Raw genomic sequence first — 17,568 nt, forward strand, 5'->3', positions numbered from 1 at the left:
AATTAAGGGTGAATGGAAAAATGATGGGTCTGTCAATGTACCCCGTAAAGGGCTTTGAGTGCGGCACCGACAAGGGAAAGGAACAGGCATGAGAAGAACCATCCCATGACCTGCGCGTCGATGTGGTGCTTGCCGGATTGCCAATTATTGTATACCCTCAACCCGCCCAACAGCCCGCAGACAGCACCGATGACCAGGGCAAGGTCGGAGAAGCTGAAATACCAGTCGTTGACTTCTTTGGTTACCTTCTCAAACTCGTCAAGGCCGGGCTGTGCGGAAACGGAGAGGGTGAAGAACAGGAAAATTGGCACGATTAGAAATCGAATTGGTTGCATGCTGGATTCAATAAGGTATGGCTTTGGTAAATTCGATCACGTCATTCTGGGCGAGTGACAGCAGTGTTTTTAAGTTTACCCCGCCGGTGGATTGCAGGGGACCGGATGAGATAACGGGATTTTCAGTACCAGCCATAGGTTCCCTTTCGGCTATGGGTGGGTTGGGGACGACCGCTTCGGGTAGGCTGTCATCGGAAAATACCAATTCGTTCCCGTCATCGATTTTGACCGGGGCGCGGCGTCCGATAAACAGGTCAAACAATAGGTTCAGGGCATAATAGATGCCATAGATGGCGGTGATGCCGATCAGGAATTGTGTCCAGTTCATAGATCAAGTGTTTTGAGATGTTCTTTAATGTATCGGGTAAGTTCGGGGTGCTCCTTTAGGAACACGTGCAGGCTGTAGGAGATGATCTTATTCATATCGATGCCTTTGGTTACTTTTAGTTGTTTGAGCAAGAAAACGGTCTTGTCGTCCAGGCGGATCAGTAGCTTTTCCCTTCCGGTCAGTTCATGGCTCAGGATGTTTTCAAACAGGTGTTTCAGTGGTTCTTCCGTTTTTTTCTTCGCGGTACGGTTTTTATCCTGTGCGGTTGCTTTGTCCGGTGTACCCGACTGTTTGTCTTTCCTGATGGAATCGCGCAGCTCGTCGGCCAGGCTCTTTATTCCGCTCATGACGGATCCTCCTTGGTGATGTATTGCTCATAGAGCTGATCGAGCAGGGGAATCACGACAGGATACAGGATGATCGGTGTCTGGAACGTGTTGATCCGCTGGAAGTCTATGCGGTCCGGCAGGCCGTTAGCTACCGCGCCGAAGGCCCGCAATACCTTTTCGATTTCCGTGCGGGTTTCGTACTTGACGGTATTCTTTATGCGGTTCGGCACAAAGATGAGCGGGGCCCACTGGTTGATCTTGCCGAGCACCATGGCAAACAGCAGTGTCGAGTCCACGGAAAATTCATCAAATGAGAACGGGCAGAGTACCATGTCGGCAGCGGCAAACACGGGGATCAGCCCGTCGTCGTCCATCTTGCCCGGCAGGTCCACGAGTACGATTTCATTGCGTACTTTTCCTAATTTCCGTTGCATCGCCGGGAAATGACCGAGGTCGGCAGGCACGATTTCGTACAGCGGGTCATTTTCGAGAATTTTTGCTTTTTCAGCTTTTGCCGACAGCGACTGTTGGTAGTCCATGTCCAACACGGTCACCTGCCGTCCACGTTCTCCGGCAAGGTAGTTGGCAAGCAGCAGGGTGAGCGTACTCTTTCCTGCACCGCCTTTTTGGTTTCCAATAAGTATGAGCATAATGCGTTGGGTTTTGTGTAGTTGTTGGGATTGTCAACGGGTATTGGTCCGGGCCTTGCGCTTGCGCCTCCGGTTACGGCCGTGGATGGCCTCGTCATCGATGTCGTCGGAAATATCGATCTGGATACCGGGTGCCCATTGGGTTGTTGAGTACGTATGGCCGGCATCCGGGACGGTCTTTTCGGATGGATGCGTTTGCCCTTGTGTAGTAGGATCGGTCCCTTCCGTTTCGAGTGATATTTCGGGGGTGTCGTCGGGTGGTCCGATAAATTCCGCCAATGGCATGAGGTCTTTGCCTTTATAAACCATCTTTCTCGAATGGTCTATCAGGGTATAACCGTATGGTGGCTTGCCGTCCTTACCGTGGAATATGACCTGGACACCGAATTTTTCAGATAACATTTGTGCCATGCCGGAGGTGTAGCCGGAAAAAGCAACTGTTTTACCGCCTGGATGCGGGGCGGATATCGGAACGGCCGCCAGATCGTACTGGTTACGGTATTTGGCAAAGATGGCGCGGAGTTGTGCCAGCCGATTGATGTCCCTGTTGAAAAGACCGATTCGGGCATCCACTTTTTCGAGCGGAACAACGCCCTGTTGCTTGCCATAACGGCTTACAAGATAGTTGCCATCGGATAGCTTAAGGTTATACCCTTGTGCTTCAAGAATCATCATAAACTGCGCCCTGGTGTAGAAACTATAGGCGAGCGCTTTTTCAATATCCTTATCCGCCTGTTGCTTTTCGTCCAGTCCCATGATCCGGTTCAGCACTTCATAAGCACGTAGTTTCTCGTAGCTGTCGTTTATCTTTTTGCCGTTTTTGTCCACCCGTGTGGTTACCATGTGGATATGGTTGTTTGCCGTATCCTTATGGAATACCAAGAGGTAGGGCTGCCCACCGTACCCCATGCCGTCTAGCCATTTTTCGGCGATGGTGGTCAGCTCTTCCTTGCTATGTGACTGCCCCTTGCACGAAATGACGGCATGAAGCTGCGGGTATTTCGTCCGGCTACTGGCTGCTGATTGGGCCTCCAGGTAATTGACGTAATCCGCCGGGCGGAGATGTTGGAGGGCCTGCAAGGCCCCGAATCCCGACACCTTAATCAATTCGCCCTTGTCCTTGTCCACTTTGTCCGTATTGTAGCGCACCCCTCCAAAAGTTGCGGACTTTTCCAATATCTTGACGATCATGTTTGTCCCCTTATCAAGCGGATAAGCTGCCGAAAGGTCTTTTCCAACTCCCGTTGTACCCTGATGTACTCGCCGAGCAAGGGCGTGAGGTCATGGATCAGGGCAGGGGTCAGTACCCCTTGCCGCTGCAAGATGTTGGCGTGCCTTGCCAATTGGTTGATGTTGTTTCCCGATCGGCCGAGTTCCGTTCCGATGCTGTCCAGTAGTTTCATCATTTCCGTCGCGTTGAGAAGCATCCGTTTGGAATGGTGGAGCACCCGGACACGGACAATATCTGCACGGCTTATACCGAGCGCTTTTTCAAGTTCCAGAAACTGCCCACGCTCCGCTTCGCTCAACCGAAGCTCAAAGCGCCGGGTACGCTGTTCATTGGATAGCGGCTTGCTCTTCCCGATTCTGTTCCTCATGGTGCTTTTGGGTTTGGCGTAACGGATTGTATTGCCTTGAATATTTCATGGGCTACCTCTGGAACAATGGCGTTGCCGTAGGCTTTTATGCTTTCGGCGCGCCATGTCGGAAAGGTAATTCCGTCCAGTCTTTCGGGAAGCCCATCATCTCGGCCACAAAACGGGGATTCAGTTGGCCAGCCCGTCCAGCCGGGAATTTTGTACCTTTGATCTGTTCCGTTGTCGGCAATACCCGGAGCTGCCGTTTTTGGATCGGGCTTGGCATCGTTTCCTCCATCTCCTGCGGTGCCGTCGATAGCGCTAGCAAGGTATGGTAGACCAGAAAATCCGTCAGGGATACCTGTCCGCCGTTGCCGTTCTCTTTCTTCCTGTCTTTCAGCAGCCGTCCGTCCTTTACCTGCTGCACGGTCAATTTTTGATTGCTTATTTCCGTGGCGGTCGGCGTGGGCAACAAACCATACCCGATCCCGTTGGTGTGGAGCACCAACGGCAGCAGCCGGAATACACAGAATGACTGGTGTGCCATCTTCAAGTCTCGGAAGTACATATCCTGCTGCCCCGATTTCTGAAATGATGCTTCCGATAACCCGTCGCTGGAGTCTGATGATGGTGCTTGTTGCAGGCTGTTCACTGTCCTGACAAAAAAGCTCAATCGCTTTGATCTCCATTTCAGATAGACTATCGGGTTCGAGAATGGTGAACAGGCCAGTAACGTTTTCAAGAACGATCCACTCCGGCCTCGTTTCCTTAATAATTCGGCAAGTCTCCGGGAAGAGGTAGCGGTCATCTTCAGAGCCCTTTCTCCGTCCGGCCTGGCTGAATGGCTGGCAGGGAAATCCTCCGCTGATGATGTCGACGTGTCCCCGAAAGTGAGTTGCCCGAAATGCGTATATGTCTTCATAGTGTTTTGTGTTGGGCCAATAGTGGTTAAGGACGGTCTGACAGAACGGGTCTTTCTCGCACGAGAATACGTTCTGCCACCCCATCCATGAGGCGGCGATGTCAAACCCGCCAATGCCACTGAAAAGGCTGCCGTGTCTTAACATGGTGATGGTTTTTAAGGTTTATGGGTTTTTTTTACCGCTTGCGGTTGTTGTGGGCGCCATGCCGGAGAAAAAGGGAGTTGCGACCTTTTTCCTTCCCCGGTACAGACCCGCTCCACCGGAGCCGGGCTGTTTCGGGGCAAGTTGGTTTTTGTGGGTACGGCCGAGGTACGAGGTCTGTACGTACAAAAACACAACTTGCACATTACAAAACAAAAAAGCGGGGCTATACCGTAGGGCATTGAACAGGGGGTTGGCGGGCCGCAAACAGCCTGTCTGGGTCGGTATGTACAGATACCTGTTTAGGTACATAGGTGTGGATATGGTTATACGGCTATCGGTATGGCTATCTGCCTTTATAGTTATATTTCGGCATAGCCGTCTACTAGTCTGTGTGCATGTATGGATAGGTATCCATACGGATAGACCGTACCGTATATAGACCTATATGCATATAGCTATCTGCTCCGATATGTGCATATAGGTATTGACTGCTATCGGCATATAGGATTATCCATATAATCAGCGGTTTGAATAGCTGATTATGGGGATAGCTGTATATACATTTATGGGGATATGTGGTTAATCATTTAACGGTATATCCGTCAAAGGCCATCACCGTTTTGGACCCGCACGTTCATGATGGATTTCATGTTCCATCCGGTTCATCAACTTATCGTTGTAGTCCTTGTAACCGTGGTATTCATCGGACCTGTCCCTGGCATAAGGAAATGTTTCCATGAGCCGCTTGGTACAGCCACGCCCGGGTTCATCATTGTCGAAATAAACATCGATGACGGGGACGTCCTTTATCCGTTCCATGGCGGTACGCAATTGGACAATGGAATTCAGTACGATGGCTGTGGGAACCGGAACGGGGCGCTTTATTTTGAGCCAGCTGAGGTAGTCCATGTAACCCTCAAAAAGGGCTGTGTGATGGGGATTGCCGGGGATGACCGAGATTCCCTTCGCGCCGATACTGCTCTTGAACCCCTTGGCGTTGGCAAATTCCCAATTGCTAAGCTCGTTTTTCCAGCCGATGGCATAAAACGGACGTTCGTTGTCTGTTTGATGGCGGTTCCTGTAATAGATTTCATTGAGGTGTCCATCTGCTACATCAAGTATCCCCCTTGATTCAAGGTATTTGGTCAGCACAAAGTTTTTGCCGATCGGTTGTGCCCGGACGAGCTCAAAGGTATAGCCCTTGGGTTGGGATTCCGTAGGGTATTGGACGGGTTTATATGCCGGTATCATGGAAACGTGCATATCGCATGTTTCCTTTATTTTGTTCAATACCTCGACAAAGGAGAGCTGGGGCCAGTACGCAAGACCGAGCTGGACGATGCCACCACCATGTATGCCTGTAGCATTTGGCCCGCCGCGGTCAAGCCACATTCCGCCCTCATCCCAGACTGTCAGTGATGGTGTGGCACGCTTGGTCTCCCGTAACATGCTGTGGTAGAAAAGCTCCTTACCCGATTTCCTGACCGGGTGGTGGCCGAGACGGGCGAGGAAGTCCGCAATTGACAACTCGCGGAGATCGTCCACGTTTACGAATTTCGACATAACGAAGGTAGTTCACGGGTGAATGGAAATAACGGTTGTATGCGGTAACTCATCGCGGAACGTTTGCGCCAGCGCTTCGTAGCCCTCCCTGCTGTCATCAGCATAGAGCAGCACCTTTTCAAAGTAGCGCGCACGTCTCGTCGATGCGGAAAGGAAGTCGGGGTAATTCAATATCAGCACCGATGCATAAGGCAACCGATTGTCGTTACGCGTTTTGAGATAGTCTACATATTCAGGAAAAATGGCCAGCACATTCGGACTATGTGAAAGAAAGGTCATCCCTTTTGGACCGATACAGCTCTCAAAGTGTTGGGCCCGTACTTCCCATCCACCGTTTTCGTTCCGCCAGCCCGCGGCATGGAAGTCTTTGCGTTTGCCTTTTTGGTCGGTTACAAAATAATGGACCTCCTGCATGTTCAGGTCGGCCAGTTCCCACAGGCCACTTTCCATAAGGAAGTCGGTGACCTCAGTATTGTAACCTAAGGGATTCGTCCGGTCGATCTGATAATGAGGTATTTTGATCGCTTTGCGTTTGCGCCTGGGCTTGTCTTTCGGTATCGTCATCGTGGCGACCGCGGCATGGATATCCTGTAGCTTTGACCTGATTTCCTCTGGGGATAGGTCCGGCCAGTAGGCGCGGGCGAAATCCAAGAGATTTCCGCCTCCGCCAAGTGACCTGTCAAACCATAGGTTCAGCCGGTGGTTGACCTCCATCACGATGCGGTTGTTCGTTGCACTTCCGAATACATTTGGATAAAAGGATTCTTCGTCTGTAATGGAGACCGGGGCATGGCCCAGTGCCCTAAGCAGGGAAGTGATGGGCAGTGTCTCATAGGAAGACTTGTGGTCATTGTTTTTATTCGATGTCATTTGTGGTAAGTGTTGGGTGATTTGGGATAATTCATAGGTAGCGCAGGGCTTCACGGGATTTGCTCACGGCGTCGATTTCCATCCGGTCAATCCGCCAGGCGGCGGAATGGTCGCCGTCCTTTCGGGGGGTTACCATGCCGAGCGCGATCCAATGCTCCACGTTCTTCCGTCCGTAACGGCGGAACGCCTCGGATTTTTTTAAGTAAGGCCGGATGTGGCCAGTTTTTGCCAACGCCGATTTTGCGCCCATTTCGGCAGCATAGCAAAGGAGTGTCTGCAATTGCAGCGGTGTCAATAATATGTTCATTGTTTTTGGGTTTGATGGTTTATAGATAAAAGGGAGTTTGGGGATTTTCCCATTGGAACCGACAACGGGTAACGAGCCCGGAATGATCCACTCTTGTCGGTTATGTTGGTTTCGGGACTACTCACGTCGGTCCGTACAGACCGGGTCTTCACCTGCCAATGCGCTTTCGGTATGTTGGTGCTCACCGCTGGTCGGCTAACCTCACCTTCGCAGAATTTCCCGTTCTCACGGGATAATGCTTCGTCCCTAAATGTCAAAGACCGTCTTTGCATCGCCATCGCGGCGGATGCGGCTACCTGTCCGTCACGGGCAGGTAAGTGATCCGGTTGCTCGAAGCCGCGATGGTTTCGAGTTCCGGTCTGTCAAGAAAAATCTGGGAAGTATTGGTAGGTTGTAATGGGGAGATAAGCCCCTCACGGAGCCACCTGTCCACATTGCTACGACCGTACAGGCGGTAGGCTTCGGCTTTGGTCAGCCGGTCGGGAATAGGGTGTTCTTCTTCGATTGCTTTTGCTGTTCCCTGTTCGGCTGCATTTTTTAAGAGCATTGCCAGTTCCTTGTACTTCATACTTCCCGATGGGGTTATTTTCCCATCCGAGTACAAAGCACGAAAACAGCATAGGGCGAAAACAGGGAAAGGGGGTGAAACAAACCGTTCACCCCCATGTCAAAATCGGGGATTAAATAAAATAAAAGGTGTTTTTTTTAGAAATTTGGGAATGGATTTTTAGCGGAGAGATTCCGAATCCATCAAAAAGGAGAGTGTTACATCGAGCCCGTTGGCTATGGCATACAGGGTACTCAGACCGGGGTCGGTTTGGCCTAATTCAATGTAGGAAAGCTGGCGGTAGTCGATGCCGGAAAGTTCGGCCAGCTTTTCCATCGTCAGCTTTCTTTCAGACCTTAGGTTCCTAACCCGTTGTCCAAGAGCTTTAATCAAATCATCATTTCGTATATTTTTCACATAACGAAATTCCGACATAATTACGCCCTATGTTATGAAGTGTATTTCATATTTTGGATTAGGTTTACTAAGTTTGTGATCATGCCAATATTTATAGTTAATTTTCGCGCCGAAATCCAAGTCAACAGATGACATTCCAGGACATATCTCTTACAAAGCTAAAGGTCGATAAAGATTTTATTCGACGGGCCAAACACATGGGGCTGGAAACGCTCGGAGACATTATGGATACCAAACTGCCTACTTTACGCAGCAATAATTACTTTAATTATATCTGGTATTCAACCCTTTTGGAAATATTGGAAAAGCAAGGGTTGCTCGAAGAGTTCCAGCGTAGGCAACTATGATTCCCCGTGGTTGGTTGTATTATAGTGTTTGTTGAGCCAATTGACCATCCCGATCAGATGACCCTTCATTTTTTTTGCCGTGGTGAATTCGACGTCGGTTGATTTCTTTTGAAGGCTTTCTGCCGAAATAAATGATGTTTTCGGCGTACGGAAATGCTTCGCATAGTAGGCAAAGGTCTTGCCTACATCTTCTTTCTGCAATAATCCTTTTTCCATGAACAGACGTATAAAAAGCCCAAACTGCGCTACCGGAAGATTGACCTGCAGACGTTCTGCTTCCTCGCCAAGTTCCCGGTCTCGGATTTCGGACCTACGCAACCTGATCCGTTGCTGGATGTAAGATTTCTTTTCCCGATAGAATATCCTTAACTGTTTGCGGATGGACTCGTCCTCCTTCAACCATCTGGATTTCGTTCTCGCCGGAAGCCCGTTTATCCTGTCTTCCAAACCGATCAATACCTCCAATTGTTCGTGCAATCCCGATGCGTCAAGCATTGATTTATTGCAGCATTTCGCACAATAGTTGAATAATGCAGGGGTATTGAAATCGTATTGGTACAGTAGGTTCTCTATCTCAAACGTAGAGAAAGGCTCCAAGCTATTCAGTTGTTCCAATATGTCAGATGCGTATTCTGAATCCGACCTGTTTATTGCCTGCCTGCCAATTAGCAACTGAAGGCCGGAAAGTAATAGTCCGCCTAATTCGCTTTCGATATCCGACGCTTTTATTTTACTACGCAGTATAGATAACTGCTTCCTCAACCCAACCCTTATATTGGGTATGGAGTAGGTGGTTAAACTAAGTTCGGAAAGGATATTATTATCGATTTTCGCACACTCGTCCAATAGAGATTCGAGAATGGTCAGTGTTTGCCGGTAATATTGCTGAATTTCATCAGCGAGTATGTTTTCATTCCGTGACCGGGTTATCGTAGTCAAATAATCGTGGATAGTATCGCTCATCATAATTATTTGCATCAATGATGATTTAGCTTGTTTCCGCGAACGGCCTAACACATCAATGAAATAACAACGAAACGTTATCGCCTCGTCCGCAAAATTTCTTTTTAGCGTTTGGAGACCAGCGCCGGCTAAGAGCGAGCTGTTTAATTTTTGTGGATTGATCCTATCCTCAATCCAGTTCAATAGGATAACTGGTACCTCATTCATAGTCAGTTATTTAATAGAATGATCGGTTTACAAAAAATTAGAACGTAAAAATCAATACACGAAATGTTGTATAAAATACGTGAATAGGAGATTCTACTAAGTAAATTAACTTAGCGTGATTAGTTTTCGGCAGGTTTCATACTTCAAAAATGCCAAATTCCAATTTACGCAACAATTCGAGACGACTGTGGGTGTCTGTTTTGGCCATCATATTCTGGATGTGGGTGGTTACCGTTCGTTCCGCTATATGTAGCCGTTCGGCAATTTCCCCGGTATTGTAGCCTTTATGCAATAGTGTGATGACCTCGGTTTCCCTCGGCGTAAACTGAAAACGGATACAGTTTTCCATGAACTGTTCCGGCCTGATGCCATTGGTGGAAATATACCTCAACCTGCTGATCGCGTTTCGGTCCTGGCGGACGGATTTAAAGATGAACATTCCGGTAACCGCCAGGAACCCTAAGTTGGTAAAGAGCGCTTCGGTCAGCTGACTAAATTCAAAATAGGCGATAACGGTCATTAATGCCCAGGGAGCAACGGCAGCATAAACGGCGATTTCCTCTACGTAATAATTCTTCTGCCTGTTTTCTTTATAAGCAACTCGGATTGCCCGTAATATAGCCCATAACAGCACAATTGAATAAAAAAAGGGTACGATAATGCCGTATTGTATTGTGAAATTCAGATCCTCATGTATTGAGTACGAGATTACAAAGAAAAGAAGGTACGGCAACAACAGGAACAACGGCACCCCATACAGTGCATGGAAACGGAGCAGCTTCAGGTTGAATGCTGTATAGAAATAGAAAGGAAAATAAGAGGCTACAAGGAAACCACTGCCGTAAGCAATAATGTTCTGAACATACACTGGAATCGGATATTCAGTGTTAGGCAACAATCCACCCGTAACGTTGTACAGGATCAGTAACAATAAAAGGATCAGGTACCAGAAACGCGGCTTATCATCCGGCCGACTCAAATAACCTGGAAGCAGGAAAATAAACATCAATGTTTCCAGCGACGAAAACAAGAATGTTATAATGTGCATTTCCGTTCCGAACACATTCATAACCCACGTTATTTAGCTGGTTCATGTTTCAGGAAATGCAAGACATAGCTCAGTACCAGCTTATCGTATATTCTGAAACCGAAGCGCTGGTACCAAGGGAGATTCTTCTGCGTCGATGTTTCCAAGTAAACCGGCAGGCCATTCTTCGTGGCGTTCGCCAGCACTTCTTTGAGCAGGTTGCTACCTATACCCAAATGTTGATATAGGGGATTGACACCGATAAACCAGAGGTAGGCCATCTTTTCTTTAGGCTGCTTTTTCTTGATCATTGCCTCCCTTTTTATGGCTTTGCCGATGCCGGAAATACCAATAGCCGAGAGTGCCAGTTTCACGTCAAGGTATATCGTTGCGAATGTGGTCTTCTTTTTATGAGGGTAAAGGACTAAGGCGCAGGCTTTTTTATCATTGGACAGCCAGATTTCGCCAAATAGGGAACACATCTTGATAGAATATTCCATTAAGACGCGAAGGCGATGCGCTTTTTTTTCGTCTTGTCGGATAATGTAGTTAACGCTTAAATTTTTCTCAAATGATTTGGCTAATAGTTCAGTTATTAATGTTTTATCGTTAGGGTCCGCTTTTATCATTGGTAAATTGTAAATTTTATTAAATCAAGCCCCAGAAAATATCAAAAAGTCAATCGAAAATGGTCGACTTCCTTTTACAACAATCACTAATAGCATACACAGCAGCATGATAAAATACTCAATACTTTCGCCCTTCTTTTTGCCGCTCCAACTCATTGCCCATTCATCTAACCTATGAACGAAAAGATGCTCCGCGCTTATTCCAATATTTGGCTTTATGATATAAGATTGTGATTTATTTAATTTTATAAAATTATGCTTCTATTGGCGTGGGTGCAATGACATTTATCACAAAGTTTGCTTGAATTTTTACCCAATATTCTTCCATTGAATGGCGTCTTTTTCTTTATGATCTTGCGAGTGAATCGGCCATTTTCTTTAATCAATTCTCAAGCAGAAAGCTGACGGCAAAAAATTTGGCTAATATTCAGCGTTGTACATTACAGGGCAACGCAGTGTAAAAGCAAGGCTGGATCGAGTAGGAATTGCCTCGACAATCTCGGTATGGCTTTGTATGCATGGTCGGAACACATGCTCATCTTTAATGTCTTAATAACGCCTCTTGGGCTTCGTTGTCTTCCACATAAAAATCAACCACACCCCAAAAGCAACAGCAAACCCCGGCCAGGGATTTTCCATGCTCAGAGCCGCAAAAAATCCAAATGTTGCGATGATACAAGTGATAAAAAACCAGATAACAGTTTTCATAGTCAGTCAAATTTACATTTCTTATTTATAAATCAAAACGTTGCATGGGATACAACCCCATGCAACATGCCAGTATTTTTAGGCAGCAATCTTCTCGGCACCCTTTTTTATTTGCGCTTTCTTTAATACCTTGGTTTCGGTTTTTCTAAGTTGCGCGATGACTTTCCGCTGGACATCATCCACAATCTTCCAGTCCTTAGCGATATAAATATCTGTCGTGCGGTTGCCTTCATCGACGTGGTTTAGTGCAAGAGCCACGTCGTCTTTGCTTACACGGCAATCGTTGCGCGCTACAGTTGCGAAGGTATGCCTTGCCCAATAAAACGTTACGCCCGACAAATTCGTCAACCGGCATAGCTGATCCATGCCCTTGCTCAATGCTTTGTTGAAACCACCGATGCTGGAATAACGACGTTTCAGATTACCGATGTATTTTTCTAATAGCGGTTTAGCTTCATCAATTACCTTGATGCTGATAAAAGCGTTGTCCTTTCTTTTTCCTTTGGTTTTAGAGCGATTGTAGTCAACTCTGCCGTTTCGTATGTCTTGTGGGTTTAGCTGATAGAGGTCTACCGCATTCATACCACATAGAAAAAAAGAAAGCATGTATAATTCCTTGGCAAGTTCCGCGCGACTTCCGGGAGTAGTGACGCAGTTACTTATTACCAATACTTCTTCAAGTGTATTGTTCCGATTCCTGGTAGAAGGTGCGGACCCGACCTTGTATTTCTTGAACGGATAGTGTTTGATTCGGAACAAGCCCATATCTTCATTATTATAATGGTCCCTCGCCGCATTGAACAAGGTGCGTAGGTCCCGCATATAGTTATGGATTGCGGCATCACTAACACCTTTTACTGTTTTTGTTACCGGTCTTCCGAATTGATTAATGCGTGTCATCGTTCGTTCAGATCTTAGGTATCGTTCATACACCAGGAGCATGTTGACGTGAATTTCATTTATAGAGAAAGATTCCCTATTAAAAAAATCAATCAAGCTATTGCGTACAACTCTGTGGTTGTCTGCGCTTCTTGTTCTCCCTTCTTGCCTAAGTCGCGAAATGTGATTGTCGCAAAATTTAACAAAGTCGATATCCTCATCTTTGTCTCTCAAAAAATCTCTCAGTGATTCAGCCGTGAAGTAAATAAGCCGGTCATCCAGTTCGCTTATGACTTTGCGATACTCCCTTAATTGACGGTCTACTTTTTCGACAACAAAGGGATCCTTGATCTTGAAATCTTTGGTCAGCTGCTTTTTGACAACATAATGGTTGGTGTCAATAAATTTTCTCTCGCTTTTGTGATGGACACAGATTTTTACGTTGTAGGTGCCATCGGTTTTTTTGTGGTGCTCATAAACTTTTGCGCTTACGGTTGCCATAATTTTTCAGTTAGCACGCAAAAATTTCCGTTACCTATTTGTTACGGTTTTGCGTGAAGTTCAACAAAAAACTATGTAAATCCCACCGTTTCGGGGTATCCGAAACGGCTTGAGCAGATGTCTCTAATCTGCCCTTAGAAACGCAAAAAGCCCGTTTTTCGATACGAAAAAACGACTTTTTGATGTGGTGACCCCGGAGAGGCTCGAACTCTCGACCCACTGATTAAGAGTCAGTTGCTCTACCAACTGAGCTACGAAGTCCGTTGACACAAATGTAAGAGCTCTCCTATAAAATAGCAAGTATTTCTTGATTTCTTTAACCCATTTTATCCGATTTGTCTTCTTATAATCTTCCCTATGTTCCCGTTATTTAATGCGTAGAATTTAGTGTACTTTTGTTCCCATATCAGGAAGTACCATGGACTCGTCAACAACAAGCACAAAAAACACGGCAGTGTATGGAAATAAACAAAGGATACGTTTAGCCGTTTCGCTATTCTATTTCGGACAGGGACTGGCTTTTGCCAGTTGGGCAAGCCGAATTCCCGTCATCAAATCAGCATTACAACTTACAGAAGCAGAGTTGGGCACTGTTTTGCTCGCGCTTCCAATCGGCCAATTAATGACGATGCCTATTTCGGGAAAACTTGTCAGCAAATATGGGAGTCATCGTATTATGCCCATCGCCGCGATTATCTATTTGATGGTATTATGCTCCATAGCCTACGCGTCCAATGCCTGGCAACTCGGCGGGACCCTCCTACTCTTCGGGATCACCGGCAACATCTGTAACATCTCCGTCAATACCCAAGGCGTATTAGCCGAGCGCCTCTATAAGAAATCCATTATGTCTTCCTTTCATGGTTCATGGAGTATAGCCGGTTTTACCGGCGCTATCATTGGTTTAGTTTCTCTCAATATTGATCTATCTACGCAAACGCATTTCTATATCGTTATGGGATTGATGCTTATAAATATTTTTTTAAACCGGGCTTATCTCCTTCAGGACGACTCCAATCTATCAGAGAAAAAATCATTTTCTTTTAAACCCGATCGTGTGTTGATATCACTAGGTGTGATCGGTTTTTGCAGTATGGCTACCGAAGGTGCCATGTTTGATTGGAGCGGCGTATATTTTCACGATATTGTGCAAGCACCAGAAAAGTGGACCACCCTCGGATATGCCTCGTTTATGATTATGATGGCATTGGGTCGGTTTATCGGTGATGCTATCATCAGCCGTATTGGTCGCAAACGAACGTTACAGATCAGCGGAATATTAATGTTTATAGGCATGATGGGTGCCGTTATGTTCCCCCAACTTATCTTATGTACACTTGCTTTTATGCTCGTCGGATTAGGCGTTGCCTGTAATATACCTTCGGTATACTCGGTTGCGGGAAAGCACAAAACCATCTCTTCTGGGGTGGCATTAGCCATGGTTTCCAGTGTCAGCTATTTGGGTTTTTTAATGGGACCTCCACTTATTGGGTACATCGCCGAAATATTCAATTTACGTTATTCTTTTGGCGTATTCGCTTGCTTTGGTTTGTTGATGTTTGCCTTGACGAGTCGTCTTACCGTATTCAATAAAAATTAACGTGAAGTTCTTGGTGCTATTAAAGTAGTCGGAAACACAATGGTTTCAAATTCTTCTATCGGATGTTTGGATTCGATTTGTTGAATCAATAATTCTGCAGCTTTTTCTCCCATTTCAAACGCTGGTTGGCGTACGGCGGTAAGTGGAGGGGAGAAGAGATTTACGACCTTGGAGTTCGTAAAACCGGTTACTTCAATTTGCGTTAAATCGGCTTCGGGACGCTCTTTCATCGCCTGTAAATAACCCATACTCAACTTATCTCCCGAGATAAAAATCGCATCGTATTCTTCTTGAAGGAGTTCGGTGACTACCTGTTCTATTTCGTCTTGATGAAGCCCTCCATATTCACAGTGTTTTACAAGCTCAGGAATATATGGAAGTCCGTTGGCTTCGAGTCCCATTTTATAACCTTCTAGCCGTTCTCTTGTAATAGAAAGCTTTTTTGTCCCTGTAAGATGTGCAATCTTTCTTTTTCCCTTCCCTACAAGATACTGAATAGCGTCGAAGCCCCCTTGACGATTGTCTGCAATAACCTTATGGCATGCGGCAAGATTAGGCACGCGATCAAAGAATACGATCGGAAATCCCTTACCGATCAAATGCTCCAAATAGGATAGATCGGTCGTTTCGGAGGAAAGCGCAATCAACAGACCATCTGTCGAACGCGAGTAAAGGTGTTCCACATTAAGTCGTTCTCGTACAGAAGATTCGCGCATTTGAGAAATAACGACTTGATAGTTTTTGCTATAAGCTACTGACTCTATTCCATCGATCACCTGCGAGAAAAAATTATTGGCGATCTCCGTTACGATTACACCGATACTATAACTCCTTCTTTCTTTTAAGCTACGTGCAATGGGATTTGCACGGTAATTTATCTTTTCCGCATATTCTAAAACGACCTTCTTTGTATCAGCACTTATTTCATAGCTGTCACGTAAAGCTCTGGAAACAGTTGAAGTGGAAAGGTTTAAGGCCTTTGCAATATCTTTTATTGTATAGTTCTCAAACGCCATAACAGGAATTATGTTGTAATAATACCTAAAATAGCCGATATATTAAAATGGGTAGGCTTTTTGCCTACCCACTCTCTTCTAAAAAATATACTGTGTACTGAGGAAATTGGAGCTGTGGTCGCTTACTATTTCGTTCAGTATTTTTTTGTTTTTATCGGTGTTTTTCGTCGCCACAAGTGACCGAATGGAGAACGACCGAAGCGCATCCACGACAGACAATGTTCCCTCGGCGCTATCTTTCCTTCCGGTAAAAGGGAAGGTATCTGGACCTCGCTGACATTGGCAATTGATATTGACACGGCTTACCTGATTGACTAAAGGATCGATCAATGAAGAAATAACTGCGTGATTATTACTAAAGATACTAACCTGCTGTCCGTGCGAGGATTCGATTAAATACTCAATAGGTTCTTCTAAATCATCAAATGGAATGACCGGTATAACCGGGCCAAATTGTTCTTCCCTATACAGCTTCATCTGAGCATTCACCGGATAGACGATAGCTGGATAGAAGAACGATTCACATACTTCTCCCCCATGTTCGTTGATCACTTTAGCTCCTTTTGCTTTCGCATCTTCCAGACATTCCGTTAGATAAGTCGGCTTATTGACCTCCGGCAAAGGTGTCAATGCTACACCCTTTTCCCAAGGCATACCATATTTCAGCTTGCCGACTTGTGCAGCCAGTTTTTTCAAAAACTCCTGTGCAATACTGCGGTGTACATATACAATCTTCAGCGCTGTGCATCGCTGTCCATTAAAGGATAGCGAACCTAACACTGTTTCAGAAACAGCTAAATCAAGGTCTGCATCTTTAGTGACAATGGCCGCATTCTTCGCATCCAATCCCAATATAGCGCGCAACCTGTTCACGCGGGGATGCAGTTTCTTCAACTCATCCGCCACACGGCTAGAACCGATCAGTGTCAACACATTAATCTTACCTGACTGCATCAGCTGCGGCACGATTTTATTGCCGCGGCCATAGATCGTGTTTACAACACCTTTTGGAAAACTGGCACGAAATGCTTCCAATAAGGGATAATGCAATAACGTCCCATGCTTTGGCGGTTTAAATAACAACGTATTCCCCATAATTAACGCCGGAATAAGTGTTGTAAACGTTTCGTTCAATGGATAGTTGAATGGCCCCATACACAACACTACACCCAACGGCGAACGACGAATCTGGGCGATAATCCCCTGTTCTATCTGAAAACGGGAGGAATCTCTATCCACATCCTTTAGCGCGTCGATTGTGGCATAAATATATTCTACTGTACGGTCAAATTCCTTAACCGAGTCAGCGTAAGATTTTCCGATTTCCCACATAATGAGCTTCACTACGATGTCTTTCTTTTCCAACATCTTTTCAGTGAAGCGCTCTACACAGGCAATCCGGTCGGCCACGCTCATCGTTGGCCACTCGCCGCGGCCGTTATCATACGCCTTTACAGCGGCTTCCAGCGCCACCATAGATTCTTTTTCGGTACATACCGGATAACTTCCTATACGCTTTCGCTCCAGACCCTTTTCTGTTTTTACGCAAATGGGCGAAAATACCTCACTGGTTTGACCTGTCCAGGTTAGCATCTCACCATTCGACAGGAATTCTCGTTGATCAATCTGTCCCTCCAAAGCAAATTCTACAGGAATGTCTTCCTCGCTATAGAAAATGCTTTCTAAATCTAAATCCATTTT

The 17,568-nt window shown here is 46.2% G+C and carries 22 protein-coding genes and 1 tRNA gene; 3 read left to right on the forward strand and 20 right to left on the reverse strand.

The window, feature by feature from the left end; translation table 11 throughout:
* Nucleotides 1-32 precede the first annotated feature (32 nt).
* Genes H8B17_RS00505 through H8B17_RS00535 form a run of 7 tightly spaced genes read right to left on the reverse strand, consistent with a single transcriptional unit; the run spans nucleotide 33 to nucleotide 4,286 of the window.
* Nucleotides 33-335 carry a DUF4134 domain-containing protein gene (locus H8B17_RS00505; RefSeq protein WP_190307230.1) on the reverse strand — a complete coding sequence of 101 codons (303 nt, stop codon included), beginning with the start codon at nucleotides 333-335 and terminating at the stop codon, nucleotides 33-35.
* Between the two features lie 7 nt (nucleotides 336-342).
* On the reverse strand, nucleotides 343-663 hold the full coding sequence (locus H8B17_RS00510; protein WP_190307231.1) for a hypothetical protein: 321 nt from the start codon (nucleotides 661-663) through the stop codon (nucleotides 343-345).
* Nucleotides 660-1,010 (reverse strand): hypothetical protein, encoded by a 351-nt coding sequence (locus H8B17_RS00515; RefSeq protein WP_190307232.1) that lies wholly within the window; start codon nucleotides 1,008-1,010, stop codon nucleotides 660-662. The genes H8B17_RS00510 and H8B17_RS00515 overlap by 4 nt, the downstream gene beginning before the upstream one ends.
* Entirely contained in the window at nucleotides 1,007-1,642 is a 636-nt protein-coding gene (locus H8B17_RS00520) for a ParA family protein (protein ID WP_190307233.1), read from the reverse strand. The genes H8B17_RS00515 and H8B17_RS00520 overlap by 4 nt, the downstream gene beginning before the upstream one ends.
* Before the next feature lie 33 nt (nucleotides 1,643-1,675).
* The gene (locus H8B17_RS00525) at nucleotides 1,676-2,833 is read right to left on the reverse strand and encodes a relaxase/mobilization nuclease domain-containing protein (protein WP_190307234.1); all 1,158 of its coding nucleotides are present in this window, start codon (nucleotides 2,831-2,833) and stop codon (nucleotides 1,676-1,678) included.
* Entirely contained in the window at nucleotides 2,830-3,240 is a 411-nt protein-coding gene (locus H8B17_RS00530; RefSeq protein ID WP_190307235.1) for a ribbon-helix-helix domain-containing protein, read from the reverse strand. Before H8B17_RS00530 ends, H8B17_RS00525 begins: the two co-directional genes overlap by 4 nt.
* Nucleotides 3,237-4,286 (reverse strand): DNA cytosine methyltransferase, encoded by a 1,050-nt coding sequence (locus tag H8B17_RS00535; protein WP_190307236.1) that lies wholly within the window; start codon nucleotides 4,284-4,286, stop codon nucleotides 3,237-3,239. Before H8B17_RS00535 ends, H8B17_RS00530 begins: the two co-directional genes overlap by 4 nt.
* Between H8B17_RS00535 and H8B17_RS00540 the strand changes: the two genes are divergently transcribed.
* Nucleotides 4,285-4,725 carry a hypothetical protein gene (locus tag H8B17_RS00540; RefSeq protein WP_190307237.1) on the forward strand — a complete coding sequence of 147 codons (441 nt, stop codon included), beginning with the start codon at nucleotides 4,285-4,287 and terminating at the stop codon, nucleotides 4,723-4,725. The genes H8B17_RS00535 and H8B17_RS00540 overlap by 2 nt on opposite strands.
* A gap of 173 nt (nucleotides 4,726-4,898) precedes the next feature.
* Here H8B17_RS00540 and H8B17_RS00545 read toward each other — a convergent pair whose 3' ends face one another.
* The 6 genes from H8B17_RS00545 to H8B17_RS00570 form a co-directional block, all read right to left on the reverse strand.
* Nucleotides 4,899-5,549, reverse strand: a complete 651-nt coding sequence (locus H8B17_RS00545) for a toprim domain-containing protein (RefSeq protein ID WP_190307238.1) — start codon at nucleotides 5,547-5,549, stop codon at nucleotides 4,899-4,901.
* A 312-nt stretch (nucleotides 5,550-5,861) separates the two neighbouring features.
* The gene (locus H8B17_RS00550) at nucleotides 5,862-6,719 is read right to left on the reverse strand and encodes a hypothetical protein (RefSeq protein ID WP_190307239.1); all 858 of its coding nucleotides are present in this window, start codon (nucleotides 6,717-6,719) and stop codon (nucleotides 5,862-5,864) included.
* A 31-nt stretch (nucleotides 6,720-6,750) separates the two neighbouring features.
* A complete protein-coding gene (locus tag H8B17_RS00555) occupies nucleotides 6,751-7,026 on the reverse strand; it encodes a hypothetical protein (RefSeq protein ID WP_190307240.1) in 276 nt (91 codons plus the stop codon).
* Complete coding sequence (locus H8B17_RS00560) at nucleotides 7,023-7,298, reverse strand: hypothetical protein (protein WP_190307241.1); 276 nt, start codon at nucleotides 7,296-7,298, stop codon at nucleotides 7,023-7,025. Before H8B17_RS00560 ends, H8B17_RS00555 begins: the two co-directional genes overlap by 4 nt.
* A 20-nt stretch (nucleotides 7,299-7,318) precedes the next feature.
* Entirely contained in the window at nucleotides 7,319-7,594 is a 276-nt protein-coding gene (locus H8B17_RS00565; protein WP_190307242.1) for a hypothetical protein, read from the reverse strand.
* Between the two features lie 159 nt (nucleotides 7,595-7,753).
* Entirely contained in the window at nucleotides 7,754-8,008 is a 255-nt protein-coding gene (locus H8B17_RS00570) for a helix-turn-helix domain-containing protein (RefSeq protein ID WP_190307243.1), read from the reverse strand.
* A gap of 110 nt (nucleotides 8,009-8,118) precedes the next feature.
* On the opposite strand from H8B17_RS00570, the gene H8B17_RS00575 reads away from it, so the two are divergent.
* On the forward strand, nucleotides 8,119-8,337 hold the full coding sequence (locus H8B17_RS00575) for a hypothetical protein (RefSeq protein WP_190307244.1): 219 nt from the start codon (nucleotides 8,119-8,121) through the stop codon (nucleotides 8,335-8,337).
* Here the strand turns inward: H8B17_RS00575 and H8B17_RS00580 are convergent.
* The 5 genes from H8B17_RS00580 to H8B17_RS00600 form a co-directional block, all read right to left on the reverse strand.
* The gene (locus tag H8B17_RS00580) at nucleotides 8,332-9,507 is read right to left on the reverse strand and encodes a hypothetical protein (RefSeq protein ID WP_190307245.1); all 1,176 of its coding nucleotides are present in this window, start codon (nucleotides 9,505-9,507) and stop codon (nucleotides 8,332-8,334) included. The genes H8B17_RS00575 and H8B17_RS00580 overlap by 6 nt on opposite strands.
* Nucleotides 9,508-9,643: 136 nt before the next feature.
* Nucleotides 9,644-10,576, reverse strand: a complete 933-nt coding sequence (locus H8B17_RS00585; RefSeq protein ID WP_190307246.1) for a helix-turn-helix transcriptional regulator — start codon at nucleotides 10,574-10,576, stop codon at nucleotides 9,644-9,646.
* Nucleotides 10,577-10,584: 8 nt separating this feature from the next.
* Complete coding sequence (locus H8B17_RS00590; RefSeq protein WP_190307247.1) at nucleotides 10,585-11,163, reverse strand: GNAT family N-acetyltransferase; 579 nt, start codon at nucleotides 11,161-11,163, stop codon at nucleotides 10,585-10,587.
* Nucleotides 11,164-11,949: 786 nt separating this feature from the next.
* Complete coding sequence (locus tag H8B17_RS00595) at nucleotides 11,950-13,251, reverse strand: site-specific integrase (RefSeq protein WP_190307248.1); 1,302 nt, start codon at nucleotides 13,249-13,251, stop codon at nucleotides 11,950-11,952.
* A 185-nt stretch (nucleotides 13,252-13,436) separates the two neighbouring features.
* Nucleotides 13,437-13,512: transfer RNA gene (locus tag H8B17_RS00600), tRNA-Lys, on the reverse strand.
* A 157-nt stretch (nucleotides 13,513-13,669) separates the two neighbouring features.
* Here H8B17_RS00600 and H8B17_RS00605 point away from each other — a divergent pair.
* Entirely contained in the window at nucleotides 13,670-14,851 is a 1,182-nt protein-coding gene (locus tag H8B17_RS00605) for an MFS transporter (protein ID WP_190307249.1), read from the forward strand.
* Here the strand turns inward: H8B17_RS00605 and H8B17_RS00610 are convergent.
* A complete protein-coding gene (locus H8B17_RS00610) occupies nucleotides 14,848-15,867 on the reverse strand; it encodes a LacI family DNA-binding transcriptional regulator (protein WP_190307250.1) in 1,020 nt (339 codons plus the stop codon). The genes H8B17_RS00605 and H8B17_RS00610 overlap by 4 nt on opposite strands.
* Nucleotides 15,868-15,945: 78 nt before the next feature.
* A complete protein-coding gene (locus H8B17_RS00615) occupies nucleotides 15,946-17,565 on the reverse strand; it encodes an NADP-dependent glyceraldehyde-3-phosphate dehydrogenase (RefSeq protein WP_190307251.1) in 1,620 nt (539 codons plus the stop codon).
* Between the last annotated feature and the right edge of the window lie 3 nt (nucleotides 17,566-17,568).

Source organism: Sphingobacterium arenae (assembly GCF_014692505.1).
GTDB lineage: Bacteria > Bacteroidota > Bacteroidia > Sphingobacteriales > Sphingobacteriaceae > Sphingobacterium > Sphingobacterium arenae.